This window comes from Mesorhizobium sp. M8A.F.Ca.ET.057.01.1.1 (genome assembly GCF_003952565.1).
Taxonomy (GTDB): domain Bacteria; phylum Pseudomonadota; class Alphaproteobacteria; order Rhizobiales; family Rhizobiaceae; genus Mesorhizobium.
Genome location: NZ_CP034454.1, coordinates 2,684,109 through 2,710,233, shown reverse-complemented (window position 1 = coordinate 2,710,233; position 26,125 = coordinate 2,684,109). Strand labels below are relative to the sequence as shown.

Annotated in this window: 24 protein-coding genes; 12 read left to right on the top strand and 12 right to left on the bottom strand. The window is 63.2% G+C overall.

Features of this window, described 5'->3' with window-relative positions; genetic code table 11:
- Window positions 1-104: 104 nt before the first annotated feature.
- Window positions 105-536 (bottom strand): TerB family tellurite resistance protein, encoded by a 432-nt coding sequence (locus EJ077_RS12570; protein ID WP_208702359.1) that lies wholly within the window; start codon window positions 534-536, stop codon window positions 105-107.
- A 119-nt stretch (window positions 537-655) separates the two neighbouring features.
- Here EJ077_RS12570 and EJ077_RS12565 point away from each other — a divergent pair, with 119 nt between their 5' ends.
- The 4 genes from EJ077_RS12565 to EJ077_RS12550 all read left to right on the top strand — a co-directional run bounded on the left by EJ077_RS12565 (window position 656) and on the right by EJ077_RS12550 (window position 3,095).
- Entirely contained in the window at window positions 656-1,441 is a 786-nt protein-coding gene (locus EJ077_RS12565; protein WP_208702357.1) for a TSUP family transporter, read from the top strand.
- 51 nt (window positions 1,442-1,492) lie between these two features.
- Window positions 1,493-1,663: a hypothetical protein gene (locus tag EJ077_RS12560; protein ID WP_208702355.1), complete on the top strand. Its 171-nt coding sequence runs from the start codon at window positions 1,493-1,495 to the stop codon at window positions 1,661-1,663.
- Window positions 1,664-1,767: 104 nt separating this feature from the next.
- Window positions 1,768-2,598: a helix-turn-helix domain-containing protein gene (locus tag EJ077_RS12555; RefSeq protein WP_208702353.1), complete on the top strand. Its 831-nt coding sequence runs from the start codon at window positions 1,768-1,770 to the stop codon at window positions 2,596-2,598.
- Window positions 2,599-2,672: 74 nt separating this feature from the next.
- Window positions 2,673-3,095: a VOC family protein gene (locus EJ077_RS12550; RefSeq protein ID WP_208702352.1), complete on the top strand. Its 423-nt coding sequence runs from the start codon at window positions 2,673-2,675 to the stop codon at window positions 3,093-3,095.
- Here the strand turns inward: EJ077_RS12550 and EJ077_RS12545 are convergent.
- Complete coding sequence (locus tag EJ077_RS12545) at window positions 3,092-4,567, bottom strand: cobyric acid synthase (RefSeq protein ID WP_208702350.1); 1,476 nt, start codon at window positions 4,565-4,567, stop codon at window positions 3,092-3,094. The genes EJ077_RS12550 and EJ077_RS12545 overlap by 4 nt on opposite strands.
- Window positions 4,567-5,181: a dimethylsulfonioproprionate lyase family protein gene (locus EJ077_RS12540; RefSeq protein WP_208702348.1), complete on the bottom strand. Its 615-nt coding sequence runs from the start codon at window positions 5,179-5,181 to the stop codon at window positions 4,567-4,569. Before EJ077_RS12540 ends, EJ077_RS12545 begins: the two co-directional genes overlap by 1 nt.
- Window positions 5,182-5,317: 136 nt before the next feature.
- Here EJ077_RS12540 and EJ077_RS12535 point away from each other — a divergent pair, with 136 nt between their 5' ends.
- A complete protein-coding gene (locus EJ077_RS12535; protein WP_208702346.1) occupies window positions 5,318-6,484 on the top strand; it encodes an isobutyryl-CoA dehydrogenase in 1,167 nt (388 codons plus the stop codon).
- A gap of 26 nt (window positions 6,485-6,510) precedes the next feature.
- Window positions 6,511-7,395 (top strand): 3-hydroxyisobutyrate dehydrogenase, encoded by an 885-nt coding sequence (mmsB, locus tag EJ077_RS12530; RefSeq protein ID WP_208702344.1) that lies wholly within the window; start codon window positions 6,511-6,513, stop codon window positions 7,393-7,395.
- 282 nt (window positions 7,396-7,677) lie between these two features.
- On the opposite strand, the gene EJ077_RS12525 is transcribed toward mmsB, so the two are convergent.
- The 4 genes from EJ077_RS12525 to EJ077_RS12510 all read right to left on the bottom strand — a co-directional run bounded on the left by EJ077_RS12525 (window position 7,678) and on the right by EJ077_RS12510 (window position 12,616).
- Entirely contained in the window at window positions 7,678-8,322 is a 645-nt protein-coding gene (locus EJ077_RS12525) for a cytochrome c oxidase assembly factor Coa1 family protein (protein WP_208702342.1), read from the bottom strand.
- Between the two features lie 104 nt (window positions 8,323-8,426).
- Entirely contained in the window at window positions 8,427-8,831 is a 405-nt protein-coding gene (locus EJ077_RS12520) for a hypothetical protein (RefSeq protein ID WP_367142336.1), read from the bottom strand.
- A gap of 84 nt (window positions 8,832-8,915) precedes the next feature.
- Complete coding sequence (locus tag EJ077_RS12515; RefSeq protein WP_208702340.1) at window positions 8,916-10,295, bottom strand: aspartate aminotransferase family protein; 1,380 nt, start codon at window positions 10,293-10,295, stop codon at window positions 8,916-8,918.
- A 245-nt stretch (window positions 10,296-10,540) separates the two neighbouring features.
- Window positions 10,541-12,616 carry a prolyl oligopeptidase family serine peptidase gene (locus EJ077_RS12510; protein WP_208702338.1) on the bottom strand — a complete coding sequence of 692 codons (2,076 nt, stop codon included), beginning with the start codon at window positions 12,614-12,616 and terminating at the stop codon, window positions 10,541-10,543.
- A gap of 122 nt (window positions 12,617-12,738) precedes the next feature.
- Here EJ077_RS12510 and EJ077_RS12505 point away from each other — a divergent pair, with 122 nt between their 5' ends.
- A complete protein-coding gene (locus EJ077_RS12505) occupies window positions 12,739-13,290 on the top strand; it encodes a hypothetical protein (protein ID WP_208702336.1) in 552 nt (183 codons plus the stop codon).
- Window positions 13,291-13,314: 24 nt separating this feature from the next.
- On the opposite strand, the gene EJ077_RS12500 is transcribed toward EJ077_RS12505, so the two are convergent.
- Window positions 13,315-14,475, bottom strand: a complete 1,161-nt coding sequence (locus EJ077_RS12500; protein ID WP_208702334.1) for an MFS transporter — start codon at window positions 14,473-14,475, stop codon at window positions 13,315-13,317.
- 96 nt (window positions 14,476-14,571) lie between these two features.
- Window positions 14,572-15,747 carry an MFS transporter gene (locus tag EJ077_RS12495; RefSeq protein ID WP_208702332.1) on the bottom strand — a complete coding sequence of 392 codons (1,176 nt, stop codon included), beginning with the start codon at window positions 15,745-15,747 and terminating at the stop codon, window positions 14,572-14,574.
- 256 nt (window positions 15,748-16,003) lie between these two features.
- On the opposite strand from EJ077_RS12495, the gene EJ077_RS12490 reads away from it, so the two are divergent.
- The 3 genes from EJ077_RS12490 (at window position 16,004) to EJ077_RS12480 (ending at window position 21,612) form a co-directional block, all read left to right on the top strand.
- Window positions 16,004-17,581 (top strand): trimethylamine methyltransferase family protein, encoded by a 1,578-nt coding sequence (locus tag EJ077_RS12490; protein WP_208702330.1) that lies wholly within the window; start codon window positions 16,004-16,006, stop codon window positions 17,579-17,581.
- Window positions 17,582-17,676: 95 nt separating this feature from the next.
- A complete protein-coding gene (locus tag EJ077_RS12485) occupies window positions 17,677-20,247 on the top strand; it encodes a GcvT family protein (protein WP_208702327.1) in 2,571 nt (856 codons plus the stop codon).
- A gap of 9 nt (window positions 20,248-20,256) precedes the next feature.
- The gene (locus tag EJ077_RS12480) at window positions 20,257-21,612 is read left to right on the top strand and encodes a M24 family metallopeptidase (protein ID WP_208702325.1); all 1,356 of its coding nucleotides are present in this window, start codon (window positions 20,257-20,259) and stop codon (window positions 21,610-21,612) included.
- On the opposite strand, the gene EJ077_RS12475 is transcribed toward EJ077_RS12480, so the two are convergent.
- Both EJ077_RS12475 and EJ077_RS12470 read right to left on the bottom strand, forming a co-directional pair.
- Window positions 21,577-22,404 (bottom strand): phosphate/phosphite/phosphonate ABC transporter substrate-binding protein, encoded by an 828-nt coding sequence (locus EJ077_RS12475; RefSeq protein ID WP_208702324.1) that lies wholly within the window; start codon window positions 22,402-22,404, stop codon window positions 21,577-21,579. The genes EJ077_RS12480 and EJ077_RS12475 overlap by 36 nt on opposite strands.
- Before the next feature lie 94 nt (window positions 22,405-22,498).
- Entirely contained in the window at window positions 22,499-23,518 is a 1,020-nt protein-coding gene (locus tag EJ077_RS12470; RefSeq protein ID WP_208702322.1) for a fatty acid desaturase, read from the bottom strand.
- A gap of 230 nt (window positions 23,519-23,748) precedes the next feature.
- On the opposite strand from EJ077_RS12470, the gene EJ077_RS12465 reads away from it, so the two are divergent.
- Window positions 23,749-24,606, top strand: coding sequence for a helix-turn-helix domain-containing protein (locus tag EJ077_RS12465; RefSeq protein WP_208702320.1), 858 nt, complete (start codon window positions 23,749-23,751; stop codon window positions 24,604-24,606).
- A gap of 86 nt (window positions 24,607-24,692) precedes the next feature.
- Window positions 24,693-25,715 (top strand): betaine--homocysteine S-methyltransferase, encoded by a 1,023-nt coding sequence (gene bmt, locus EJ077_RS12460; RefSeq protein WP_208702980.1) that lies wholly within the window; start codon window positions 24,693-24,695, stop codon window positions 25,713-25,715.
- A gap of 17 nt (window positions 25,716-25,732) precedes the next feature.
- Here bmt and EJ077_RS12455 read toward each other — a convergent pair whose 3' ends face one another.
- A complete protein-coding gene (locus EJ077_RS12455) occupies window positions 25,733-26,002 on the bottom strand; it encodes a hypothetical protein (RefSeq protein WP_208702318.1) in 270 nt (89 codons plus the stop codon).
- Window positions 26,003-26,125: the final 123 nt, after the last annotated feature.

The following is a 26,125-nucleotide window of genomic DNA, read 5'->3' as shown; positions in this document are numbered from 1 at the left end:
GACCGGTTCGCGATGCAAAATCCATCGCGCCAGTGGCACGATGGAAGGCAGCGAATGTCGAGGATCTGCCGCAGGCAACAGGCCCTCGGTCGGGACCTCCGCCCCTACTCTTCCGGCTTCACCACGTCGACCGGGCTGATGTCGAGCAGATCGAGCGTGCGGCGCAGCAGCCGCACCTCGCTCTCGGCCAGTTGCAAATCCGCCTTGGCGATCTCCGCCATGTGCTGCGCCAATTGCTTGCGGCGTTCGACGTCGAGGTCGCGAAACAGCGCGATCGCCTGCGAACCGTTGGTCTCGTAGCCGAATTCGTTGAGATATTCGATGACGCTGTCGACGCTGGTTTCCGGAATGCCGAAAGCCTCCTTGCAGATGCGCCGGAATGCAACCATCTCGCTCTCGCTCACCGTGCCGTCGGCCAGGATCATGCGGAACAGCATCAGCAGTTCCGCCGACAGGACGGGATCGTCCGCGACCTTGCGCACGCCCGGGTCGCCGTCGAAAATCGAGCGTATCTGGTCCAGCAACGCGAATGCCATGAACGGCCCCCTTCCGATTCCTCTTTCATAGAATTAGCGCGGAATCGGCCTTGCGCAAACGGGGTGGTCGTGGTTCGAACGCGCGCTATCTTAGCCGACCGGACATCTCGACACATCAGATGATCGACCTCACCGCCCAGTCAATCGCCATGCTCGGCTTCGCGGCTTTCGCCGCGGGCTTTGTCGATTCGATTGCCGGCGGCGGCGGACTGATCACCATCCCCGCGCTGCTGCTTGCCGGTTTTTCACCGGTCGAGGCGCTTGGAACCAACAAGCTGCAAGGCATGTTCGGCTCGGGATCGGCGACCATCCACTATGCGTCCAAAGGCCATGTCGACCTGCGCCGGCAATTGCCATCGGCGCTGCTGGCACTTGCCGGCGGCGCCATCGGCGCATTGCTGGCCACGATCGTGCCCGGCCACCTCTTGCGCGCGGCCTTGCCGCTGGTGCTGATTGCCATCGCATTATACTTCGCCCTCAAGCCCAACATGAACGATGTCGACCGGGCCGAGCGCCTATCGCCTTTCCTGTTCGGCGTGACCTTGGTGCCGGCCATCGGCTTCTATGACGGCGTGTTCGGGCCGGGCGCCGGTTCCTTCTACATGCTGGCCTTCGTCGCCCTTGCCGGCTACGGCGTGCTCAAGGCGACCGCGCACACCAAACTGCTCAATTTCGCCTCCAACATTGGCGGTTTTATCGTCTTTGCCGCTGTCGGCGTCATCTCCTGGAAGATCGGCCTGATGATGGGCGTTACCCAGTTCCTCGGCGCCCGGCTTGGTGCCAGCCTTGCCATGCGCATCGGCGCGAGGTTGATCAAGCCGTTGCTGGTCATCGTCTGCGTGGCTCTGGCGGTGAAGCTGCTGGCCGATCCGGCCAACCCGCTGCGTGTCATGATTGGTGTGTGATCACGCGCCTGTTACAATATCGCTGTTCGAATCATGTTGCAGGAGCCAGACATGAATCTCAGCGCGCCTACCCAGATTGTTTTCATCATTTCCCTGGTCATCGCCATCATCGGCATTCTCGCCGCGCTTGGCGTTCTTGCGTTCATACCTCTTGCATCGGTGTGGATCATGCTTGTCGCCTACATCGTGCTCGCTGCCGGCTGCTTGATGCGCGGCGCCTGACAAGTTTCCCTCGGCAAGTGGGGACCGAGAGCGCCCGGCCAAAAGCCGGGCGTTTTTGATTCTGATGCAGCCTCTGCTAGATTCGCTTGGCGGAAGGATGGCCAATGCCAATCGAGATGCAGCGCCGGAAAGAACAGGATTGCTCCATGCCGGGGCTGTTCGAAATGCGCCGGCGGCTTCCCGACGCCGCGCTTGACGGCGTTGTCACCGACATCTGCGGCTATCGCGAAACAGCTACCGGACATTTCCGCAATGTCGAATACGCGTCGCTGACGGTGCCGCTGGTGATCAGCTTCGCCGAGCCGTTCGCCATCGGCCTCGGCAGGGCGCCTGATGACAATGACCGCTTCGCCAGTTTCGCCGCCGGCCTTTTCGCCGGCCCGGTAATGATCGAATCCTTCGGCGGCGCTTGCTGCATCCAGGTCAATTTCACCCCTCTTGGCGCACGCCGCTTCTTCCGCCTGCCGATGAGCGAATTGACCGACAGCATGGTCGTACTCGACGACGTGCTTGGCGTGGAGGGCGCGGCGCTGCGCGAACGGCTGGGCAACGCGCCTGACTGGACGGCACGTTTCGATCTTGCCGAGGCCTTCGTCACCGCACGTCTCGAGAGCGCCGCCGAAACACCGCTCGAAATCGCTTGGGCCTATGACCGCATCATCACATCAGGCGGCCGGACCCGGATCGCATCGCTTGCCGAACGGTTGGGCTGGAGCCGCAAACATCTCGCCGACAAATTCTCCGACGCGACCGGCATCGGCCCCAAGACCCTGTCGCGCATCGTCCGCTTCAACCGGGCGCTCCGCCTGTCGAGGGAGTTGACCGCCGACTGGGCGGATGTCGCCGCCGATTGCGGCTATGCCGACCAGGCGCATCTCGTGCGCGAATTCCGCGAGCTTGCCGGCGAGACGCCAACGGCACTTTCGGTCAGGTAACATTTCTTCAAGACACTGGAACGGCCCTCGCCCAGAGTGTGAGGCATAGACCAATCCAGATGAAGGAGGTTGCCATGCCCACCACCACTGAAGCACCCCGGCTCTATCCTGCTTTGCGCTACAAGAATGCGGCGGGAATGATCGACTGGCTGGGCGAAGCCTTCGGTTTCAGTGTCCGTGCTCGTTATGGCGAAGGCGATGTCGTGCACCATGCCGAACTGGTCTTCGGCTCTTCGATGATCATGCTTGGCACGGTGCGCGACGACGACTACGGCAAGATGGTCGGCGAACCCGGTTCAGGCGGGGGCAAGTCGATCTATATCGCTGTCGACGATGCCGATGCCGCCTACGCCAAAGCCAGGAAGGCCGGCGCGACGATCATCCAGGAACTGACGAACCGCGATTATGGCAGCCGCGAATTCATCTGTCGCGACCCTGAAGGCAATGTCTGGTCGTTCGGCACCTATTGGCCGAAGGCCGGTGAAAAAGCCGGCTAACGCGCCATCGCGAAAATCGCGTCGCAGTCGAGATGGGTTTCCAGCTCGGCGGCGACCTCGTTCAGCGCCCGCTCGACCTCGGCGCGATAATCGATGCCACCGCCCCTGACACCCAGGCTTTCAAGGAATTTCCCGCGAAAGCCGTCGGCGCCGAACAGGCCATGCATATACGTGCCTATCACCTTGCCATCGGCCGAGATCGCACCATCCTCGGCGCCATTGATGATTGCCGATGGTCGCCTGGTATCCGGGCCGGTGGTGCGGCCGAGATGGATTTCGTAACCCTCGAGCGGCAGGTCGAACGGCACTGAGCGGGCGCTGACATTGCGCACCGTCTTTTCCGGTTCCATCACCGTCTCGACATCGAGCAGGCCGAGCCCCACGGTCTCTGTGACGCTGCCTTCGATACCGTCGGGGTCGCGCACCATGCGGCCGAGCATCTGGAAGCCGCCGCAAATGCCGACGACATGGCCGCCGCGCTTGCGGTGCGCCGCCAAATCCCGGTCCCAGCCGTTCTCGCGGAATTTCAGGAGGTCGCCGATCGTCGACTTGGAGCCGGGAATGACCACCAGCCCGGCATCGGCCGGCAGCTTCTTTCCCGGCGGCACGAACACCACTTCGACCTGCGGTTCGGCCTTGAGCGGGTCGAGATCGTCGAAATTGGCGATGCGGCCAAGCATCGGCACCGCCACTTTCAACGCGCACGCCTCGCCGGACGCCAGCCGCTCCAGCACCACGGAATCCTCCGAGGGTAAACGCGCCGCCGCCTTAAGCCATGGCACAACGCCAAAACAGCGCCATCCGGTGAATTTCCCGATCGCCTTCAGGCCATCATCGAACAGCGAGACGTCTCCCCGGAACTTGTTGATGAGATAGCCGGCGATCATGCGCCGGTCCTCTTCCGGCAGGATCAGATGCGTGCCGGCGATCGAGGCGATGACGCCGCCGCGATCAATGTCGCCGACCAGCACCACCGGCACATCGGCGCGCGTGGCAAAACCCATATTGGCGATGTCGCGGCTTCTGAGGTTGATTTCGGCTGGCGAACCGGCACCCTCGACAATGACAAGATCGGCGCCCTCGCCGACCTTGCCCCAGGACTCCAGCACGGCATCCATCAGCCGGCCCTTCAGCGCCTGATAGTCGCGAGCCCGCGCCTCGCCGAACACCTTGCCCTGGACGATGACCTGGGCGCCGACATCGGTCTGCGGCTTGAGCAGCACCGGGTTCATGTGGACCGATGGCGCAACCCCGCAAGCGATCGCCTGCAGCCATTGCGCGCGGCCGATCTCGCCGCCGCCATGGTTGTTGTCGCCGGGAATATCGGCAACGGCAGCGTTGTTCGACATGTTCTGCGGCTTGAACGGCCGCACTTTCAGGCCGCGATTCCTTGCGGCGCGGCACAGCCCTGCGACAAGCACCGTCTTGCCGACATCCGAACCCGTGCCTTGCAGCATGATTGCCCTGGCCATCAGCTCCGGCCCTGCGTCGCGGTTCCGGTGATCGTGGATTTCTGCGCCAGCGGCCCGCCGCGCCAGATATAAAGCGCCAGCAGTGGTTCCTTGCCCGTACGCATGGCGTGACTGACATTGGAAGCGTGGTGGACGACCTCGCTGGCTCCACGCGTGCGAAAACCGCCCTCGCCCATGCGCCATTCGGTGCCGCCGGTCAGCGGAATATAGATCTCCTCGGCGACGTGATGATGGTCGGGATAGACGATCCCGGGTCCAAGGATCAGCAGCCCGGCCGCGACCTCGTCGTTGGCGAAATGGCCGCGCGTGCCGAACATTTCCAGCCAGCCGTAATTGTCGATGAAGGCCTTGCCGAAATCGGCCTCGCTATAGGTCTGCCCCCAATGCAATTCGTTGCGCCGCTCGGCCAGCAATCGCACCAGTGGTTTCGCATCCGGCGGTGCCAGTTCGGCGGCGCGATCGAGATGGCGCAGGCAGTCAAGCGGACGCGGCTCCAAATCGCGAGCCGGCATATCCCAACCGATACGCGCCACGGCATCGCGCACCAGGGCGTCATCGACGGAAGCAAGATAGGCGTGGAAATGTCCCAACAGCTCATCGAATTTTGTCGTCACATCTTGCTCCGGGCATGCATTGGTGCACAGCCGCTCCGCGGCGGCTCGGGTTGCGCGGCGGCATCATTGGTCTAGATTGGTGCGCGCGCAAAGCCAAAAAAGACAGGCCAGCAGGTCAGACAACAGGGAGCACGCCATGGACGCCGCGGTCGATGCGAGCACCAGCCAGTTCGAACTCAACGAGGAACAGCGCGCCATCCAGGAGATGGCCCAGGCCTTCGCCGCCGATCGCGTCGCGCCGAACGCGCTCGACTGGGACCGCAGGAAACACTTCCCCGCCGATGTGATCCGCGAGACAGGGCCGCTCGGCCTCGGCGGCATCTATATCAGGGACGACGTCGGCGGTTCCGCACTCGGCCGGCTCGATGCGGTGCTGATCTTCGAGGCTCTGTCGCACGCAGATCCGGCCTTTTCGTCCTTCATCTCGATCCACAACATGGTGGCATCGATGATCGACCGTTTCGGCAATGAGGAGCAGCGACAGCGCTTCCTGCCGAAGCTCACCTCGATGGAATGGCTGGCGAGCTACTGCCTGACCGAGCCGGGTTCCGGCTCCGATGCCGCCGCCCTGAAGACGCGCGCGGTGAAGAGCGGCGGCGACTATGTGCTCAACGGCGCCAAGCAGTTCATCTCCGGCGCCGGTGACAGCGATGTCTATGCCGTCATGGTGCGCACCGGCGCCGATGGCCCGAAAGGCATCTCCACCATCATCGTGCCCAAGGATGCGCCCGGCCTGTCCTTCGGGGCAAACGAGCACAAGATGGGCTGGCACATGCAGTCGACCCGCCAGGTCATCTTCGAGGACTGCAAGGTGCCGGCGGAGAACCTCCTGTCGGGTGAAGGCGCCGGTTTCGGCATCGCCATGGCCGGGCTCGACGGCGGCCGGCTGAACATCGCCGCCTGTTCGCTGGGCGGCGCGCAGTCGGCGCTCGACAAGGCGCTGGCCTACACGGCTGAGCGCAAGGCCTTCGGCTCGAAGATCAACCAGTTCCAGGCGCTGCAGTTCAGGCTGGCCGACATGGAGACCGAGTTGCAAGCAGCGCGCATCTTCCTCTATGCGGCGGCCTCGAAGCTCGACCGCAAGGCTCCGGACGCCGGTAAATGGTCGGCGATGGCAAAGCGCTTCGTCACCGACACCGGCTTCAACGTCGCCAACGATGCGCTGCAACTGCTCGGCGGCTATGGCTATCTGCATGACTACGGCATCGAGAAGCTGGTCCGCGATCTCAGGGTGCATCAGATCCTCGAAGGCACCAACGAGATCATGCGCGTGATCATCGCGCGGGCGCTGATCGGCCGCTGACGCCAGCAAACTCCGGGAGACAGACAATGACGACGATCGCCTTCATTGGCCTAGGCAATATGGGCAACCCCATGGCCGCCAACCTGGTCAAGTCAGGCCACACGGTAAATGGCTTTGACCTGATGCCGGAGAACTTGACCGTCGCCAAAGAGCACGGCGTCGTCGTCATGGCCAACGCACCGGCGACCGTAAAGGATGCCGACGTCGTCATCACGATGCTGCCGGCCGGCAAACACGTGCTTTCGGTTTACGAAGAGATCGCGCCCAAGGCGAAAAAAGGCGCGCTGTTCATCGATTCCTCGACTATCGACGTCGAATCCGCGCGCAAGGCGCATGCCGTTGCTGCCAGGTACGGACTGCTTTCCATCGACGCACCGGTTTCCGGCGGCACCGGTGGTGCCGCCGCCGGCACATTGACCTTCATGGCCGGCGGCTCCGACGATGCTTTCGCCGCCGCCGAGCCAATCCTGAAGCCGATGGCCGGGCGCATCGTCCATTGCGGCGGTGACGGCGCCGGCCAGGCCGCCAAGATCTGCAACAACATGATCCTCGGCATTTCGATGATCGGCGTTGCCGAGGCTTTCGTGCTGGCGGAGAAACTCGGCCTGTCGCATCAGGCGCTGTTCGACGTCGCCTCGACCTCGTCGGGCCAGTGCTGGTCGCTGACCACCTATTGCCCGGTGCCCGGCCCGGTGCCCACTTCGCCCGCCAACAGGGACTATAAGCCGGGATTTGCCGCGGCTCTCATGCTGAAAGACCTGAAATTGTCCCAGGAAGCAGCGCTTGGCGCGGGCGCCGTGACACCGCTCGGCGCCGAGGCGGCGCAGCTCTATGCCCTGTTCAACGCCCAAGGCCATGGCGGCGCCGATTTCTCCGGCATAATTAATTTTCTGCGCGGCAGCCTGACCTAAACAGCGGATTCGATAGACTTTTTCCGGATCTTTGCGGAGAAAGAGCCGCAAATTTAGATTTGCTTAAGCTCTCGATAACTCCGCGGTAACGATGTCCCTATAAAACGGATTGCGAGGCGGACATATCGCATCCGCCCGGCGCTCCGGATCAGGTCTCGCGTACCGGAGCCCGTAAGTTTCGCAAGTGTCTTCGTAGCGAAACGCCATGCGTATCTGGCAAAGCCGCGTTCCCGATGGGGCGCGGTTTTTGCATTTCGGGCCCCTTTGCGATCCACGATCCGTCTATATTCCGATCGCCGCACCCGGGATCGGCACGTGATCTTCATTGGTCAGCACGATCGGTGCATCGACGCCGTCGACGCGGACCACGAGCAGGCGCGTGCTCCATGTGCCTGCATTGCGAACGAGATGCGAAAACACGGTGCCCTTGCCCTTGGCGCCGTGGACGGGAATGCTGAACTGGGCATCGCCCGCGCCATTCGCATTGACATTGAGATGACCGCCGACCCAGAAATTATCGGCCACATCGTCGCCGATCGTGGCCTTCACCCGGGTGTCGGCACGGACGGCGTCCATGGTCATCCGGTAGGCGTCGCTGCCTTTGAGCACGAAAGGGATGCTGCCGACCATGGTCGCACAGCCGCCGATACCGACCACCCAGACGGCAAGGCCGGCAATCGCCCAGTTGCGCTGCGTCTTGCGGAACTGCTCGGCGTCGCGCCAGGCCCGGTTCCGCCAGGCCCAGCGGCTGCCGCGCGCGCCGAGCACGAAAATCATGATGAGGTTGACGACGGGGATCAACGCAAGCAGCGCGATGAAGGTGCTGTTGCCGATGCCCCAAATCCAGTTAAGGAAGAAGGCGCCCCAGTTCCAGCGGTCGAGTTCGGCTGGAATTTCAGCCGGCTGGTTGAGCGGTTGTCCGGCCATTGCTTCCCCCACTGTACTGCACCGGCTGGTTCTAGCCCATGATCTGGACGATGCGCAAAATCAAAGTTCCGCGCACCCCACACGCCCTCAGCAGACAGGCCGGATCAGGTGTTTGTGGAAAGTCGGCGAAAATTCGCCTTCACCGCTCGGCTGGCGGGCTTCAGCGCGGCGCTGATTGATCGTTCCGCCGCGATGCCATTGAGCAGCGACGGGGTAAGGCCGGAAAGGATCTCGGGCCAGAAACGGGTCGCCGATTGCAGCAGGGACATCTGCGCCGCGAAGACGCCTTCAGTCAGTGCAACCGTCTTCTCGTTGACTGCCCGCGCGGTTTCGGTTCCCCACGGCTGGCCACTTCCCACGTCCATTGCCATGAGAGGCAGGCGCATCATCGCCACCACGGGCGCCAGCATGAGATCGCTGCCGATCGTGACCGCTTCTCGCCGGCGCCGGCTCCTGCCAGTCCTGCTCATGAACACAATCCCCATAGGGCAGCCGCTGCGCTGCGCCATCAACTACGCGCGGTAGCAATATTCGTTCCGACCGCGACGATATTTTGAGGCAGGCGTCCGATTGGTGGGCGCCTGCCTCGTTTCTTAGCGCTTGCGCAGGTCGGCCTGCGCCAGGTCGAGCGCCTTGCCGATGCGCTCGCAGGCCATGTCGATCGTGTCGCGGGTCCAGATCAGCGGCGGCGACAGGATCATCGTGTCGCCGGTGGCGCGCAGCATCATGCCGTTGGCGATCGCGTGGTCGCGCACCGTCACCGCGGCACTTCCCGACGGCAGGAAGCGCTCCTTCGTTGCCTTGTCCTTGATGATTTCGATCGCGCCCATCAGGCCGATCGAACGCACCTCGCCGACCAGATCATGCCCGGCGATGCGCTCCTGCAGCGCCTTGGCGAAATAAGGTCCGGTGTCGTTCCTGACGCGGTCGACCAGGCCTTCCCTCTCGATGATCTCGAGGTTCTTCAACGCCACGGCGCAGGCCACGGGGTGCCCCGAATAGGTATAGCCATGGTTGAACTCGCCGCCCTTCTCGACCAGCGTCGAGGCAATGCGATCGCCCACCAGCAGTGCCGACAGCGGCTGATAGCCCGATGTCAGCGCCTTGGCGGTGGTGATGGTGTCCGGCTCGATGCCGAAGGTCTGGGCCGCGAACCACTCGCCTGTGCGGCCATAGCCGGTGATGACCTCGTCCAGCATCAAAAGCACATCGTATTTGCGGCAGATGCGCTGCACTTCGGGCCAGTAGCTTGCCGGCGGGATCTTGACGCCGCCCGCGCCCATTACCGGCTCGCCGATGAAAGCCGCGACCTTGTCGGCGCCGGCCTCCAGGATGGCATCCTCGACCGATTTGGCCGCGCGCAGGCCAAAATCATGGTCGCTTTCGCCAGGCAGAGCCAGCTCATAGGCATAGGGCATCATCACATGGACGATGTTGGGCACCGCGCCGTTTAGCTGCTTGTGCATGGCATCCATGCCGCCGAGCGAGGTGCCGGCGATGGTCGAGCCGTGATAGGCCATCTTGCGCGAGATGACGCGGTTCTTCTCCGGCTTGCCCTCCAGCACCCAATAGTGGCGCACAAGGCGCAAGGCGGTGTCGTTGGCCTCCGAACCGGACGAGCCATAGAACACCTGGTTGACGTTTTTCGGTGCGATCTCGGCCAGCTTCTTCGACAACAGCACCGGCGTCGGCGTCGAGCATTTGAAGAAGGAATTGTAATAAGGCAGTTCCTTCATCTGCGCATAGGCGGCCTCGGCCAGTTCGTCACGGCCGTAGCCGATATTGACGCACCACAAGCCGGCCATGCCATCCAGCAGTTCCGTCCCTTCGGAATCGTAGATGAACGGGCCATTGGCATGAGTGATGACGCGCGCGCCCGCCTCGCGGAGCTCCTTATGGTCGGTGAAGGGATGCAGGTGATGCGCGGCGTCGATCTGCTGAAGCTGCTTCAGCGAATAGTTCTGATAGGTCATTGATTTGATCTTTCCTCTGAAATCATTCCGGCGGCGCCGGGGCGAATTCGTCAGAGGACGGCAGGAGGCGAATAACCAATGCGGGCGCACAGCCGCAAAAGCTCGGCGCGCAACGTGCGCGATGACGGTGTCACCGCGACCCGAAACGCACGAGCTGATAGTCTAGCGAGAGTCATGAAGGTACCTTAGAGCAAAGGGCGACCGAGGTGAACCACCCTTTGCTCAAGCGGTGCCATGGAATGAGGTCAGGCCTCGCCGCTCAGCGCCCGCTGCAGAAACACATACTTCATTGCCGTCTGCGCCGCCTGCGGCCGGCGGTCGCCGCGCCCGCCATGTCCGCCTTCGGTCTCCTCGAAGAACAGCGTCTTTGCATGGCCAGCCTCCTGCAGGCGGGCCGCCATCTTGCGCGCGTGGCCCGGATGGACCCGGTCGTCGGCGGTCGAGGTGGTCAAGAGCACCGGCGGATAGGTGGCGTCCGCCTTGACATGTTGATAGGGCGAATAGGCCGAAAGCCATTTGGCGTCCTCCGGCTTTGACGGATCGCCATATTCGGCCATCCACGAAGCGCCCGGTGGCAATTCGGTGTAGCGCAGCATGTCGAGCAGCGGCACCTCGATGATGACGGCGCCGAAAAGCTCGGGATGCTGTGTCAGGGAGGCGCCGGTCAGCAGGCCGCCATTGGAACCGCCCTGAATGCCGAGCGATTGAGCCGTGGCAATGCCGCGCCTGACGACATCCTCGGCCACCGCGGCAAAGTCGTCGAAGCCGGTCTGGCGCTTGCCTTTCAGCGCCGCCTGGTGCCAGCCAGGTCCGAACTCCCCACCGCCACGAATGCAGGCCTGCACATAGGCATTGCCTTTCTCCAGCCACAGCCTGCCGCGCACGCCGGCATAGCCAGGCAACAGCGGCACTTCGAAGCCGCCATAGCCGTAGAGCAGCGTCGGCACCGGCCCGTTCTGGTCCCGCCGCCTGACGACGAAGTAAGGGATCATCGTGCCGTCCTTCGACCGCGCCTCGAACTGTTCCGAGATCAGCGGCGAGGCATCGAAACGGGCCGGCTGCGACTTCACGGTGGCCAGCGTCTCGCCATCGTCATCGGACCAGATGATCGAGCTTGGCGTCAGGAAATCGGTGAAGGAAAAGGAGACGGTGGAGCCGAAATGCTCTGCATGGCTGATGCCGACAGTGCCGTTTTCAGGCAGCGCGACAGGTTTCAGCGACCAGGCGCCATCCTTGCGCTCGCAGACGATAACTTTGCCGCGGACATTGTCCATCAGGTTGATGAACAGGCGGTCCTGCGTTCTGGCGAGCCCGGCAATCGAGACGCGATGCGCCGGCGCCAGCAAGGTCTCGATGGCGCCAAAATCGCCAGTTTCGATCCAATACGCGAAGTCAAGCGAATAAAGCCCGTCCGGCTGGCATGCGGTGCCGTCCGGCGCCGTCCATGGGGTGCGCACCCCGAACACCAGCTGATCCCTGAAGAGCGCGGTATCGGTGACGTCATCGGGCAGCGGGATGCGGCGATTCTCGCCCGAAGGCAGGCGCAGGAAACTGTGCGATGCGAAGAAGTTGAGTGTCCGCGCCAGAAACAGATGACGCTTCTCGCCGTCGAACTCGACCCCGGCGCCAACGGCAAGATCCTCCGTCTTTCCCTCGAAGATCGGGGTTGCCTCTTCCAGCCTGGTGCCGCGCTTCCAGAGCTTGACCACGCGCGGATATCCGGACTCTGTCTTGTCGGCCTCTTCGAACGCAGCCGAGACGATGACCGTGTCCTCGTCCAGCCAGCCGAAGCCCGATTTCGAGGCCGGCGCCTGAAAACCGCCTTCGACGAAGGACTTGGCCGCGATGTCGAACTCGCGCATCGCGCTGGCGTCACCGCCATCGGGCGACATCGAGACCAGGCAGCGGTTGAAATCGGGGTAGAGCCTGACAGCGCCGCCGAACACCCACTTTATGCCCTCCTTCGCCGCCAATTGGTCGAAGTCGATGATCGTTTCCCATTCGGGCTTGTCGGTCTTGTAGGAAGCGACCGTCGTGCGCCGCCACAGGCCGAGCGCGTTGGTCTTGTCCTGCCAGAAATTGTAGACATGGCCCGCGATTGCCGCGCCGACCGCGATATTGTCCTCGGCCGTCATCAGGTCGAGCGCCGTCTGGAACAACGCCTGATAGGACGGATCGCCCTGCAATTGCGCCACCGTCACCTCATTCTGCTGGTGAACCCAGTCGAGCGACTGTTTGCTTGTCCTGTCCTCCAGCCAGAGAAAGGGATCTTGCGTCTCGTCAACTGGCCCTGGCTGCCTTTGGGCGATCGAATTGGTCATGTGGGTCTCCGAAAAATTCATCAGGCTCGGTGCCACAAACATCGGCATGACGCTACCGACATTCAACGGGAACAGGTAAAACGGTTCGCGGACGCGACAGCTGTTCAGAGCAGGCAGCCGGCATGCAACATCTTTACATCGCAACCGAGAAGTTCAGCCCATTTCACGGAAGCGGATGGATGGAATACATCGAGTGGTCGGGCCTTACCCAGTTGACCGAAGTCGTTACGCTCGACGGGATGCTTTGCCCAGTTGCGCTCCCGCAGATCAAGGATAGCTACTGGCCTCACCTCGTCAACGAAGACAAAATGCTCGATTTCTTTGTCGACCTGGACTTCCTGCTCTCGGAATTGGGCGATCCCAGCAACGTCAACATCCTCGGCGTCATCCGAAGGCCTCCGGCAGACGTACGATCGCTTGGTTGGGACGGGTTCACCTTCATGGGCTATGACCTGATGGATCAGGCTGCCGGCGTCAGCGCCTTGACCAATTGCGGTGGCTTCCCAGACGTGTTTGCAAATGCAGAGCTGTCCAGGGTCGGGCTGATTGATGACTTCGATCGAGCCGTGGAAATTCGGGATTCGCTGCGCAGGATGCATCCCGAAGAACGCCATGCCGACTGTGACCTCTGGGCCATTTTCCGGCGGGCGAGCGAACCGGGACCAGGGATTTGAGCATCCCGATACCCCGATGCATGCCTACACAACCCGTCTTCGAACAAGCGTCGCCAGCGCCAGCGCGGCGCAGATTGCGCCAAGCGTGAACGGTAGGCCACCCGCGCCGAGCACATCCATCATGCCGCCGGTAAGGGGCGGGACCAGAATGCCGCCGACGCCCCACATCAGGGAAAATGCCGCATTGCCGGCAACCAGCGCCGAGCCGGTTAAGCGCTCGCCGAGCTCGATGATCGACATCGTGTAGATGCCGTAGGACACCGCGCCCCAGACGAAGACGCAGGGCCAGATCAGCGGGGTTTCGATCAGCACCGGCAGCAGCGCGCAGCCGAGCAGCGTCAGCAAGACGCAGATGAAGCGCACCAGGCGGGCCGTCAGCCGCTCGGCCAGCAGGCCAAGCGGCACCTGCATGGCAATGTTGCCGGCAATCATGACCGACAGCAGCGCCGACATGCGAGCCTCCGCGATGCCATGATGCGTGCCATAGACAGGCAGCAGCGCCAGCACCGCCTGCTCGAAGCCGGCGGCCACGACCACCGCCGACAGGAGCAGCCAGGCAAGCGGCATGAAACCCATCACCGAAACCCGATGCCCAGCCTCGTCCACCCTGGGCAACTGCGGCAGAACCGACGCCAGGCAAAAGCCGCAGAGCACGAACGCGCCAATCCCGACAAGGAATGGCGGCCAGCCTTCCGTGCCGACGGCAAGCAGGCAAAGCGGGCCGGTCGCGAAGCCGGCGGAAATGATCGTCGAATAGAGACCCATGATGCGGCCGCGCCGGGCCGGCGGTGCCAGCGCGATCACCCAGATTTCACTGAGCACATAGAGAGGGTTGGTCACCACGCCGATCAGGAAGCGCAGCGGAAACCAGAGATAGACGTTCTGCGTCCAGCCGATCAACGCCAGTACGACAGCCGATAGTGCGGCACAGGTGAGCGCGGTGCGCGCTGCCCCGAACCGGCGCGCCAGGCCAGGTATCAGCGGCGATGACAGGATGAAGCCGACAGGAGTCATTGCCGCCGACAGACCGATCATCGCAGGCGAGACGCCCTGGCGCTGCAGGATGAAGCTCAGAAGCGGATAGGACAGGCCCTGCGCGATGGCGAACACCGACACGGTCGCGATCACACCCGTGATCGCCGCCCACTGCATCCTCTCGTCGCTTTTGCTGTCCACCAAGTCCATGATCCATAATACCGTCGCGGTTGCAGACTTAGCGGTTCGGTCCGATGGCGGTAAGCCCTGCGGCCCGAACCGACGTGCGCCTCCAGCCAAACCTTGTCAGGAGCCTTTGCGGCTGGCCGATCTATAGAGCGCGAAGGCGACCAGCAAAGCGTCGAGGCCAATGACTACGGTCGGCAATCCCAGCGGTCCGATCGCCTGCATCAGCAGGCCCGCGCCCGGCGGACCGACGATGCCGCCGACGCCCCATAGCAAGGCGAAAGCCGCATTGCCGGTGACCAGCAGCGAGCCCCTGAAGCGGCTGCCGAGTTCGACCAGCGCCATTGTGTACACGCCGTAGCCGACCGCGCCCATCACCAGAAGCACGCCCCAGATCAGCGGCGTGGTGATCAGCAGCGGCAGCAGGACAGCGCAAACGGTCGTCGCCACCGCGCAGGCCAGGATCATCGGCCGGCCACCGAAGCGCTCGGCGAGCAGGCCGAGCGGGATCTGCAAAAGGATGTTGCCCAGCGACAGCGCCATCACCAGCGCGGCGAGCACGGCCTCAGGCAGGCCGTAGCCTGCGCCGAAGACCGGGACCAGCGCATAGGTGCTCTGCTGGACGGCGGCCGAGACCAGCACCGCCAGCAGCAGGGCCGGCGCCAGCCGGGCAAAACCGACAAAACTTCCTGCTGGCTGGCCGTCATCCTCAAAACCGGCGAGCTTCGAGGAGACAAGGCGCAAAATGACCGCGCAAAGCACAAAGCCGCCAATGCCAACGCCGAAGGGTGCCCAGCCCTCGATGCCGATAAAGGTCAGGGTAAACGGACCGGCCGCGTAGCCGGCGCCCATCAGTGTGTTGAACACCCCCATCACCCGGCCGCGCCGCGACGGCGGCGCCAGCGACAGCGCCCACACCTCGCCAAGGATGTAGAGCGGATTGATGACCACCCCGATGATGAAGCGGATGACGTACCAGGCCAACCAGTTCTGCAGATAGCCGATCCCAAGGAAGCAAAGCGCTCCGATCAGCGAGCATGCGACTGCCAGGTTTCGCGCACCGACCAGCCGGACCGCCGCCGGCACGAAGGAGGCCGACAGGATCAGCCCGAGCGGCATCATCGCTGCCGACAGACCGATCAGGCCTGGCGACATGCCTTGCTTCTGCATCAGCAGCGTGAACAGCGGCGAGCTCAGCCCTTGCGCCGCTCCGAACATGGCCAACGCGGCGGTGACGCCGGCGAGCGCTGCCCACTGCGTTCCCGCTTCGCCTTCGCTCGAGCCGGTCGCGACCATGCTGTCATTCCATGTGAGGTGCCGGCTGCCCTCCCCGCCGACAGCCCTCACCAGCTACTGGTTCGATCCAGGGAAAGAAAGGGCCGCCGAGGAAAATCCGCTTGCGCCAAGGGATGAATGATCAGGCGAATGTCGCGGCAGCGCGGCTGCCGTCCGGGCATGTCGCTTCCCTCGCCCTAGTGGTCGCCGCCTCCGCAATGGCCGGACGGGCGCCGGTCCATTATGCCGCCCGTTATCGCATCCTACGAGGACCATCATGACCGCCGCCCTACAACCTTCAGAACCGGCTTTGGCACCCGACCGTGCCCGCCGTGGCGGTCGCGCCGGAAAGCGGGCCGGTGGCTCGGCCGCGTTCGAGCAGCCGGCTTTCCGCCAGCTGAAAAATCCACTGACGCCGACCAAGCTGGTTTCCGAGGATGAGCTGGAATCGATCCACCTCGCCTCCCTGCGCGTGCTCAGGGAAATCGGTGTCGATGTCCTGCACGACGAAGCCCGCAGTATCATGAAGGCGCATGGCGCCGATGTCCGCGAGGGCTCGGAGCGGGTGCGCTTCGACAGCGACATGATCCTCGATCTGGTGTCGAACTGCCCGTCCGAATTCACCATCCATGCCCGCAACCCCGCCCACAATGTGCGCTTCGGCGGCGACAATCTGATCATTTCGATGATGGCCTCGGCGCCCAATTGCTCCGACATCGATCGTGGCCGCCGGCCAGGCAACCAGCAGGACTATCGCAATTTCCTGCGGCTGGCCCAGATGCACAACATCCTGAATTGCACGGGCGGCTATCCGGTCGAGCCGACCGATATTCACCCGTCGGTCCGCCACCTCGAATGCATCCGCGACCTCGCAACGCTGACCGACAAGGTGTTCCACATCTATTCGCTCGGCAAGGAGCGCAATGTCGACGGCATCGAGATCACCCGCATCGCGCGCGGCATCAGCCACGAGCAACTGCTCGCGGAGCCGTCCGTCTTCACCATCATCAACACCAACTCGCCGCTCAAGCTCGACGTGCCGATGATGGAAGGCATCATCCAGATGTCGAGCAAGGGCCAGGTCGTCATCGTCACGCCCTTCACCCTGTCAGGCGCCATGGCGCCCGTCACCATTGCCGGCGCGCTGGTGCAGCAGAATGCCGAGGCGCTGTCGGGCATTGCCTTCGCCCAGATGGTGCGCAAGGGCGCGCCGGTCGGCTATGGCGGCTTCACCTCCAATGTCGACATGAAATCCGGGTCACCGGCCTTCGGCACACCCGAATACATGAAGGCGCAACTCGTCGGTGGCCAGCTTGCCCGCCGCTACAACATTCCCTACCGCACCTCCAACACCTGCGCGGCCAACACGGTCGACGCGCAGGCAGCCTATGAAAGCGTGTTCTCGCTGTGGGGTGCCATCCAGGGCGGCGGCAATCTGATGATGCACGCCGCCGGCTGGCTGGAAGGTGGCCTGCGCTGCTCCTACGAGAAGACCATTCTGGACATCGACCTGCTGCAGATGGTGGCAGAATTCCTGACCCCGCTCGACCTCTCCGAAGAGGCGCTCGGCTTCGACGCCATCCAGTCGGTAGGCCCCGGCGGCCACTTCTTCGGCACCCGGCACACGCAGGATCGTTACAAGACCGCCTTCTATTCGCCCATCCTGTCCGACTGGCGCAATTTCGAGACCTGGGCCGAAGCCGGCTCGCCGACAGCGCTGGAAAAGGCCAACAAGGTCTGGAAGGAGCGGCTGGGGTCCTATGAGGAGCCTTACATGGACCCGGCGATCCGCGAGGAACTCAACGCCTTCGTCCAGAAGCGCACCGCCGAAGGCGGCGCACCGACCGATTTTTGATCGTACGCCGTAGTGAGCTTTGACTTCCAAAGTCGAGGCCGCTCGCGGCGAACTGAACCAACTGATTCAATTTACACAAAAACGGACCTATCTTCATGAAATCCCATGTAAAAGCGGTTGTCATCGGCGGTGGTGTCGTCGGCTGTTCGGTGCTCTATCACCTGGCCAAGGCCGGCTGGACCGACATCATGCTGATCGAGCGGTCCGAGCTGACCTCGGGCTCGTCCTGGCACGCGGCGGGCGGCTTTCATACGCTGAACGGCGATCCGAACGTCGCCAAGCTCCAGGCCTACACCGTCCAGCTCTACAAGGAGATCGAGGAGATTTCGGGCCAATCCTGCTCGCTGCACCTGACCGGCGGCGTGATGATGGCTGATACGCCCGAGCGCATGGATTTCCTGCGCCTTGCCCACGCCAAGGGCCGCTATCTCGGCATGGACACCGAGCTGATCACGCCGTCCGAGGCCAAGGCGATGTTCCCGCTGATGGACGAGACCAATTTCGTCGGCGCCATGTGGGATCCGGTCGAAGGCCATCTCGACCCCTCCGGCACCACCATCGCCTACTCCAAGGCGGCCAAGAAACTCGGCGCCGAGATCGTGCTGCGCAACCGCGTCGTCGACCTGACGCAGCAGCCGGACGGCACCTGGAACGTCGTCACCGAACAGGGCACGGTTCACGCCGAACATGTCGTCAACTGCGGTGGCCTGTGGGCGCGCGAGATCGGCCGCATGGTCGGCGTCGAGCTGCCGGTGCTGGCCATGGAGCACATGTATCTCCTGACCGAGCCGATGCCGGAGGTCGAGGAATTCAACAAGTCGACCGGCCGCGAAATGATCGGAGTGCTTGACTTCAAGGGCGAGATCTACACCCGCCAGGAACGCAACGGCATCCTGCTCGGCACTTACGAGAAGGCCTGCAAGCCGTGGTCGCCGGTCAACACACCGTGGGATTTCGGCCATGAACTGCTGCCGCCCGATCTCGACCGCATCGCGCCGTCGCTCGAAATCGGCTTCAAGCATTTCCCCGGTATCGAAAAGGCCGGCATCAAGCAGATCATCAACGGCCCCTTCACCTTCGCGCTCGACGGCAACCCGCTGGTCGGCCCGGTGCAGGGCCTGACCAATTTCTGGTGCGCCTGCGCTGTTATGGCCGGCTTCAGCCAGGGCGGCGGCGTTGGCCTCGCTCTCTCCAATTGGATGGTCCATGGCGATCCGGGCTTCGACGTCTGGGGCATGGATGTCGCCCGCTTCGGCGAATGGGCCGGCCTGCGCTACACCAACGCCAAGGTGCGCGAAAACTATTCGCGCCGCTTCTCGATCCGCTTCCCCAACGAGGAACTGCCGGCCGCCCGCCCGGCCCAGACGACGCCGCTCTATGACACCATGCTCGCCAACAACGCCGTCATGGGCGACTCGTGGGGCCTCGAGACACCGCTCTGGTTCGCGCCCAAGGGCAAGGAGCCGAAGGACATCGTCTCCTTCCACCGCTCCAACGATTTTGGGCCGATCGGCGAGGAAGTGCGCGCCACCCGTGAAAGGGTCGGCGTCACCGAAATCGCCAACTTCGCCAAATACGAAGTATCGGGGCCGGGTGCGGAAGAGTTCCTCAACCGGCTGATGACCAACCGCATGCCGAAGACCGGCCGCATCGTGCTGACGCCGATGATCAACGAATTCGGCAAGCTGATCGGCGACTTCACCATCGCCAAGGCTGGCGAAGACCGCTTCATGATCTGGGGTTCGTCGGCCGCGCAGAAGTACCACATGCGCTGGTTCGAAAAGCATCTGCCGAAGGATGGTTCGGTCCGCATTCATCGCTTCGACCAGACATTGGTCGGCCTCTCCATCGCCGGGCCGAAGTCGCGTGACCTCCTGCAGAAGCTGGTCGATGTCGACATTTCGACCAAGGCTTTCCGTTTCATGGATTTCCGCGAAATGGCGGTCGGCGGCGCACCGTGCCTGGTCAACCGCATCACCTACACCGGCGACCTCGGCTACGAAATCTGGATGGCGCCGGCCTACGAGCGCCTGGTCTATAAGGCGATCAAGGATGCCGGGGAGGAATTCGGCATCGTCGATTTCGGCATGCGCGCCTTGCTGTCCATGCGCCTGGAAAAGAACTTCCCGACCTGGTTCCGCGAGCTGCGGCCGATCTATGGCCCGTTTGAAGGTTCGATGGACCGCTTCATCAAGCTCGAGAAGAACGATTTCATCGGTCGTCAAGCCGCCGCCAAGGAACAGGCGGAAGGCCCAAAACTGCGCCGCGTCTCTTTCATCGTCGACGCGGCCGATGCCGACGTGATGGGCGACGAGCCGATCTGGGCCAAGGTCAGCAAGGATTACGGCACCGTCGAAAAGCCGCACGGCTACGGCGCGCCGCGCTTCGACACTTCAGGCAAGGAAATACGCGGTTCGAAGGCCGCCGAAGGCGCGTCCGCAGTGCGCGGCATCGTCGACGGCGACTGGCGCGTGGTCGGCTGGGTGACGTCAGGCGGCTACGCCCACTACGTGCAGAAATCGATGGCGCAAGGCTATGTGCCGGCGGCACTTGCCGAGGATGAAAGCGCCGGCCTGTTCGAGATCGAGATCCTCGGTCACCGGCGTCCGGCCCGCATCAATGTCGAGGCGCCCTTCGACCCGAGTGGCGAGAAGATGCGGACCTGAGGTTTCGCCATGGACAGCGCGGCGCCAAAGGGAAGCTTCGGCCGCCACCGCAAGATCATGCCTTTTGTATCAGGCTCGATCGAGGCGCTGCGCGACGCCTCACGACAGAAGGCCGCTGGGCTCAACCAGCATGTACTGGGTTATGGCGCAGTGGCTGAAGCGGAATGGGCCGCGGCAGGCATTGCCGCTCCCGACCTGCCCGCCATGCGGCAATATCGGCTCGACCGCATTCGCGCCGAGCTGAAGCGCCGCGGCTATGCCGGCGCCCTGCTCTACGATCCCGTCAACATCCGCTATGCCACCGACAGCACCAACATGCAGCTCTGGCTGGCGCACAACCCGACGCGGCATTGCTTCGTCGCCACCGACGGGCCGGTGGTGCTGTTCGACTACTTTTCCTGCGAGCATCTTTCCGACCACTCCGGTGTCGTCGATGAAGTCCGCCCCGCCATTTCATGGATGTATCTCTATGGCGGCGAACTGACCGAGCAGAAAGTCCGCCGCTGGGCCGCCGGCATCGCCGATCTGGTCAGGGAGCACGGCGGTGGCAACAACCGCATCGCCGTCGACCACATCAATCCGGAAGGCGTTGAAGAGCTCCACCGCCTTGGTATCTCCATCGGCAATGGCGAAGCGGTGATGGAAAATGCACGGCTGATCAAATCACCGGACGAAATCCTCGCCATGCGCCGCGCCATTGCTGCTTGCGAGGCGGCGATGGGCGAGATGGAACAAGCGTTGAAGCCCGGCATCTCCGAGAACGAACTGTGGGCTGAACTCCATCGCGGCAACATCGCGCGCGGCGGCGAATGGATTGAGACGCGCCTGCTGACGTCGGGACCGCGCACCAATCCGTGGTTCCAGGAATGTTCGTCGCGGATCATCGAGGCGGGCGATCTCGTCGCCTTCGACACCGACCTGATCGGCCCCTACGGCTTCTGCGCCGATCTCTCGCGCACCTGGCTGTGCGGCGATACAAAGCCGACCAACGAACAGCGCGACCTGTTCCGCATCGCCGCCGAGCAGATCGAACACAACACGGCACTGATGCAGCCCGGCGTCTCGTTCCGCGACCTTGTCGAACGCTCAGCGGTGCCGCCGGGAGACTGCTTCCCGACCCGCTACGGCGTGCTCTACCACGGCGTCGGGCTGGCCGACGAATACCCGACCTTGCCGCATGCCAGCGACTGGACATCCGATACGCCCGACGGTGTGCTGGAACCAGGCATGGTGCTGTGCGTGGAGAGCTATATCGGCCGGCTGGGCGGCGGCGAAGGCGTCAAGATCGAGGAGCAAATCCTGATCACCGAGACCGGCAACGAAAAACTTTCAACCTACCCGTTGGATGAGAGGCTGCTCGGCTAGGCCGGCAAGCGCTTCGCGCATCGCGCGCATGGTCTTTTCCGGCGTCGTTTTCGCGGTGATGAACGGCAGACCTTTGCGCCGTGTTGTCCAGCCGACGACCACGACCTCGCGCGCCGCCGGCTCGAAGCGCTGCGCCAGCGCCCAGCTTTCGCAATCGATCGCAGCGACATCCGCCCTGCCTTCGGCGACCGCCACGATCGAGTCGCGATGGCCGCCGCTTTCGCCACTCGATGAAAATATGTCCAGGTTTTCGCCGACCGCTTTCAGGTCGCGCGTCAGCGCGAGGATGCCCGACATGGAATCGAGACTGTTGAAGGTAAAGCGCTTGCCTCGGATGAGATCGAGCGGCAGCAAGGCCTTGCCGTCGGCGGGTGACCGAACCTCCGGCCCCTCGCCCGAGCGCATCACCAGCGCGCTGGAATAGAGCTCGCCCTGTCCGCCTTCATAGGCGTCATAGCTTGGCTGGCCGACCACCTGCACATGCCGGGACAGACCGAGTTCCATCGGCCCCCAGCAGGTCTGCGCGAATAGCAGCGCCGGATGCAGCCAGAGCTTGTGGAAATCGAGCTCGTCCGGCGGCAGCGTCGCCGGATCCGGAGCGATCAGTCCGCCCTGGGCGTCATGGATACCGCCTGGCACGGCGGGCAGGTCAGCGTTGCGCCGCACGATGGACCGCGGCGCATCGATACCCCTGGGTCGGAAGGCCTCGCGCAACGACGCCCATTGCGCGTCGACCTCGTCGCGCGCTTCGGGCCAATCATACATCGGCAACGCCGCAATCAATTCGCTCATGCCGATATCAAACCACCATGCCTGGGAAAAAGATCGCAAAAACGCGGCGCCCAATCAGAATTGGCCGACGCGGTATCCACACTATCGGCGGATACTATTCCTTGGGCGGCTCGGCCGGGACCGGCACCGTGCCAAGTCCATTGATGTTGCGCGCCCTGACGCGCGGCTTGAACGCCCTGCCCGGCTCAGGCGCGCGCCGCAGCACTGGATGCACGATCGGCTCCTTGGCCTTGAAGGCATAGGATTTGAGCAGCGCGAAATAGTTCGGGTAGGCATAACCATTGTTCATCCGCAGCCATTCTTCGCGCCGGTCACGAAACAGCTTCGGCAGCCGGTACCAAGCGATGGTCGGGCTCTTGTGATGAACAAAGTGCAGATTGTTGTTGAGGAACAGGAACGACAGCGGCGAGCGCTCGACGATCACCGTGCGACCTTCCGGATGCTCCGACCACTGATGCTCGGCATAGGTGCGGATCGAGATCAGCGACTGGCCGAGCCACACCGGCACCAGCACATAGAGCCAAACCGGGATGCCGAACCCGAACTGCACGACCGGCAGCACCACGGCAAGGCCGATAGCATGCAGCAGCCAGGCCCTGCGGATCGCCTTGTCGCCGGCGATCACATGCTTGGCATCGTCGATGAAGAAGCCGATGCAGGACAGCCACGGGCCGAGCACCAGACGACCGGCCATGGTGTTGTTGACCTTCAGCACGAATTTCATCAGCGGCGGCATTTCTTCGTGCATCCAGAGCGCCTGGTAATAGCTCTCGGGATCGTCCAGCGGATCGGTCAGCCGCTCGTCCGCATGGTGGCGCAGGTGAATGGTCTTGAAGCGGCGGAACGGCCACGCGAGGCCGATCGGCAGAAAAACGAAGGCTTCGTTGACGAGAGCGTTGCGGGTCGGGTGACCATGCAGCACCTCATGCATGATCGAGGACTGCAGTGCCAATGTAACGGCCATGACCATAAGAGCCAGGATGGGATAGGATGGCCAGAGGAAGAGGCCGGCGGCGAACCATGTGCCGTAGCAGAAGAATGCGAGAACCACGGTCGGCCATTCGATGACCGGTTTGCTGCTTCGACGGATGCTCTTGCCTGGTATGCTTGCCATGCTATCGACCACTGTCCCTCAGTCGCCGGAACCCCAACCGGTTCCTGACAGCATTGTGTCAGGAGAAGTGATTCCACTCAACGCGACAAAGTGCACAAAATGTTGCGATTGCGCATTTTTGACTGCATATGTTGCACATTGTAAACAATCTTAGGGATTCATTTACGCCTGGGACATCTGTTGAGGGGACTTCGGCGCAAATTTTTCCTCCGGACGACGGGAGCAAGGCCATGGACAAGCGCGATCTGTCGACGATCTTTCGGGAGCGTCTGAAGCTCCTCCTGACACGCTCGGACCTGAATCAGTCGGCATTCGCGTCAGCGGTCGGCATCGATCGGTCGGCGTTGTCGCAACTGATGTCGGGCGCCTCGACGCGCCTGCCGCGAGCCGAAACGCTGCTCAACATCGCCGCCGAATTCAAGGTGTCGCTGGACTGGCTGCTGGGCTTGAGTCAGGACGAAGGCGTGACCGGCGAAATCCGCGAGAGCCTCGAAATCGAAGAAGCGCCCGACGGCTTCGACCGCACGCTGCTCGCCAAATGGTTCGCTGAAGCCGCCGGCACCAAGATCCGTTATGTGCCGGCCGGCATTCCCGATCTCCTGCGCACCCGCGCGCTCGTCGACTACGAGGCCAACATCACCAACAGGAGCCGCCTGGCGCAGGCCAGCGAGACGCAATACCGCATCGAATACAACCGGCGTCCGGAAACCGACATGGAAGTCTGCATGCCGCGCCACACGCTGGAGATCTTCGCCCGCGGCCTCGGCGTGTGGGACCGTTTCCCGGCGGCCGACCGCCAGCAGCAACTTGCCCATATGGCGACGCTGCTCGACGACCTCTATCCGACCTTCCGCCTGTTCCTCTATGACGGCCGCATGCGCTATTCCATCCCGCTCACCATCTTCGGTCCCTATCGCGCCGCTATCTATGTCGGAGACATGTATGTGGTGCTGAACGCCACGCAGCCGGTCCAGGCGCTGACCCAGCATTTCGACAATCTGATCCGTGCCGCCGACATCAACCCGCATGAGGCCGCAGCCTTCGCCCGCAACCTGGCCAGCATGCCGTACGCATCAGGCTCAGCCTGAGCGCGCTCAGCATCGCAATTTCATTGACTAGACATAAAGACTTCTTAATATCCTTATTCGAATTTCAAGACATGAAAGCCAATCCGATGACGACGAGCAATCCGATCGAAGCCCTGCTGGCTGAAAAGGGCGTGCTGCTGGCCGATGGCGCCACGGGCACCAATCTGTTCGCCATGGGTCTGGAGGCCGGCGAGGCGCCGGAACTGCTGAACGAAACGGCGCCCGACACCATCACCAGCCTGCACCAGAATTTCGTCGACGCAGGCGCCGACATCATCCTGACCAACTCCTTCGGCGGCACCCGCCACCGGCTGAAGCTGCATCATGCGCAGGATCGCGTCCATGCGCTGAACAAACGCGCCGCCGAGATCGCCCGCGCTGTTGCCGACAAGGCCGGCCGCAGGGTGATCGTTGCCGGTTCGGTCGGCCCGACCGGCGAATTGCTGGTGCCGCTTGGCGCAATGACCTATGACGAGGCGGTCGACGCCTTTGCCGAGCAGATCGAGGGCCTCAAGGAAGGCGGCGCCGAAGTCGCCTGGATCGAGACCATGTCGGCGCCCGACGAGATCCGCGCCGCCGCCGAGGCCGCCATCCGCGTCGGCCTGCCCTACACCTATACCGGCTCGTTCGACACCGCCGGCCGCACCATGATGGGCCTGCTGCCGAAAGACATCCACGGCGTCGCCGATGGCCTGTCACAAGCGCCGCTCGGCGTTGGCGCCAATTGCGGCGTCGGCGCCTCCGACATCCTGGCTTCGCTGCTCGATATGACGCAGGCGAAGCCGGAGGCGACCGTCATCGTCAAGGGCAATTGCGGCATCCCCGAATTCCGTGGCACCGAGATCCACTATTCCGGCACGCCGGAATTGATGGCGGACTATGTCCGGCTGGCCGTGGATGGTGGAGCCAAAATCATCGGCGGCTGCTGCGGCACCTCGTTCCAGCATCTTGCCGCGATGCGCAAGGCGCTCGACGCCCATACCAAGACGGATCGTCCGACGGTCGAAAAGATCGTCGAGCGCATTGGTCCGATGCGCAACAAGGTGGCGACGGCAAACACCGCCGAGACCAGCGAAGCCCGCCGCGAGCGGCGCCGCGGCCGGGCCTGACGCGATTTCTTTTGCGGCTATTCGCTGTTGTCGGCGTAGCTCGACTGCGCCGACCTGAAATCGACGACATTGTCGCCGCGCATTGTCGCCAGCGCACCCGATGCGCCGGGGTCGGTAATCTGCTCCAGCATGGCGCGGAAGCGATCGTTGGTCAGTGCCGACATGGCGGTGTTTCGCGCCTGCGCGACATCATCGCTGATGCGCCGGGATTCGGCGGATGGGCCTGACGAAACCGCCGAAGCGTCCCGCACCGGTGGTGTCGAATTGGCGATGGTGGTGATCTGCAAGTCCGGCTCCCTCAAGCCCAAGTACAGGCAAGACCTAGCAAGGGGGGATTGCGATCCTATGCCGGAAATCGTGCACAATTTAACGATCTCCGACGTTGCGCAAAAAAAGGCCGGCAAGGGAAA

Coding starts and splice junctions, on each gene's coding strand:
- EJ077_RS12565 (WP_208702357.1), top strand. CDS start 656: ATGATCGACCTCACCGCCCAGTCAATCGCCATGCTCGGCTTCGCGGCT.
- EJ077_RS12535 (WP_208702346.1), top strand. CDS start 5,318: ATGGACGCCGCGGTCGATGCGAGCACCAGCCAGTTCGAACTCAACGAG.
- EJ077_RS12505 (WP_208702336.1), top strand. CDS start 12,739: ATGCAACATCTTTACATCGCAACCGAGAAGTTCAGCCCATTTCACGGA.
- EJ077_RS12545 (WP_208702350.1), bottom strand. CDS start 4,567: ATGGCCAGGGCAATCATGCTGCAAGGCACGGGTTCGGATGTCGGCAAG.
- EJ077_RS12560 (WP_208702355.1), top strand. CDS start 1,493: ATGAATCTCAGCGCGCCTACCCAGATTGTTTTCATCATTTCCCTGGTC.
- mmsB (WP_208702344.1), top strand. CDS start 6,511: ATGACGACGATCGCCTTCATTGGCCTAGGCAATATGGGCAACCCCATG.
- EJ077_RS12555 (WP_208702353.1), top strand. CDS start 1,768: ATGCCAATCGAGATGCAGCGCCGGAAAGAACAGGATTGCTCCATGCCG.
- EJ077_RS12515 (WP_208702340.1), bottom strand. CDS start 10,295: ATGACCTATCAGAACTATTCGCTGAAGCAGCTTCAGCAGATCGACGCC.
- EJ077_RS12570 (WP_208702359.1), bottom strand. CDS start 536: ATGGCATTCGCGTTGCTGGACCAGATACGCTCGATTTTCGACGGCGAC.
- EJ077_RS12520 (WP_367142336.1), bottom strand. CDS start 8,831: ATGGCGCAGCGCAGCGGCTGCCCTATGGGGATTGTGTTCATGAGCAGG.
- bmt (WP_208702980.1), top strand. CDS start 24,693: ATGACGACGAGCAATCCGATCGAAGCCCTGCTGGCTGAAAAGGGCGTG.
- EJ077_RS12470 (WP_208702322.1), bottom strand. CDS start 23,518: ATGGCAAGCATACCAGGCAAGAGCATCCGTCGAAGCAGCAAACCGGTC.
- EJ077_RS12500 (WP_208702334.1), bottom strand. CDS start 14,475: ATGGACTTGGTGGACAGCAAAAGCGACGAGAGGATGCAGTGGGCGGCG.
- EJ077_RS12495 (WP_208702332.1), bottom strand. CDS start 15,747: ATGGTCGCGACCGGCTCGAGCGAAGGCGAAGCGGGAACGCAGTGGGCA.
- EJ077_RS12525 (WP_208702342.1), bottom strand. CDS start 8,322: ATGGCCGGACAACCGCTCAACCAGCCGGCTGAAATTCCAGCCGAACTC.
- EJ077_RS12490 (WP_208702330.1), top strand. CDS start 16,004: ATGACCGCCGCCCTACAACCTTCAGAACCGGCTTTGGCACCCGACCGT.
- EJ077_RS12465 (WP_208702320.1), top strand. CDS start 23,749: ATGGACAAGCGCGATCTGTCGACGATCTTTCGGGAGCGTCTGAAGCTC.
- EJ077_RS12480 (WP_208702325.1), top strand. CDS start 20,257: ATGGACAGCGCGGCGCCAAAGGGAAGCTTCGGCCGCCACCGCAAGATC.
- EJ077_RS12550 (WP_208702352.1), top strand. CDS start 2,673: ATGCCCACCACCACTGAAGCACCCCGGCTCTATCCTGCTTTGCGCTAC.
- EJ077_RS12485 (WP_208702327.1), top strand. CDS start 17,677: ATGAAATCCCATGTAAAAGCGGTTGTCATCGGCGGTGGTGTCGTCGGC.
- EJ077_RS12510 (WP_208702338.1), bottom strand. CDS start 12,616: ATGACCAATTCGATCGCCCAAAGGCAGCCAGGGCCAGTTGACGAGACG.
- EJ077_RS12475 (WP_208702324.1), bottom strand. CDS start 22,404: ATGAGCGAATTGATTGCGGCGTTGCCGATGTATGATTGGCCCGAAGCG.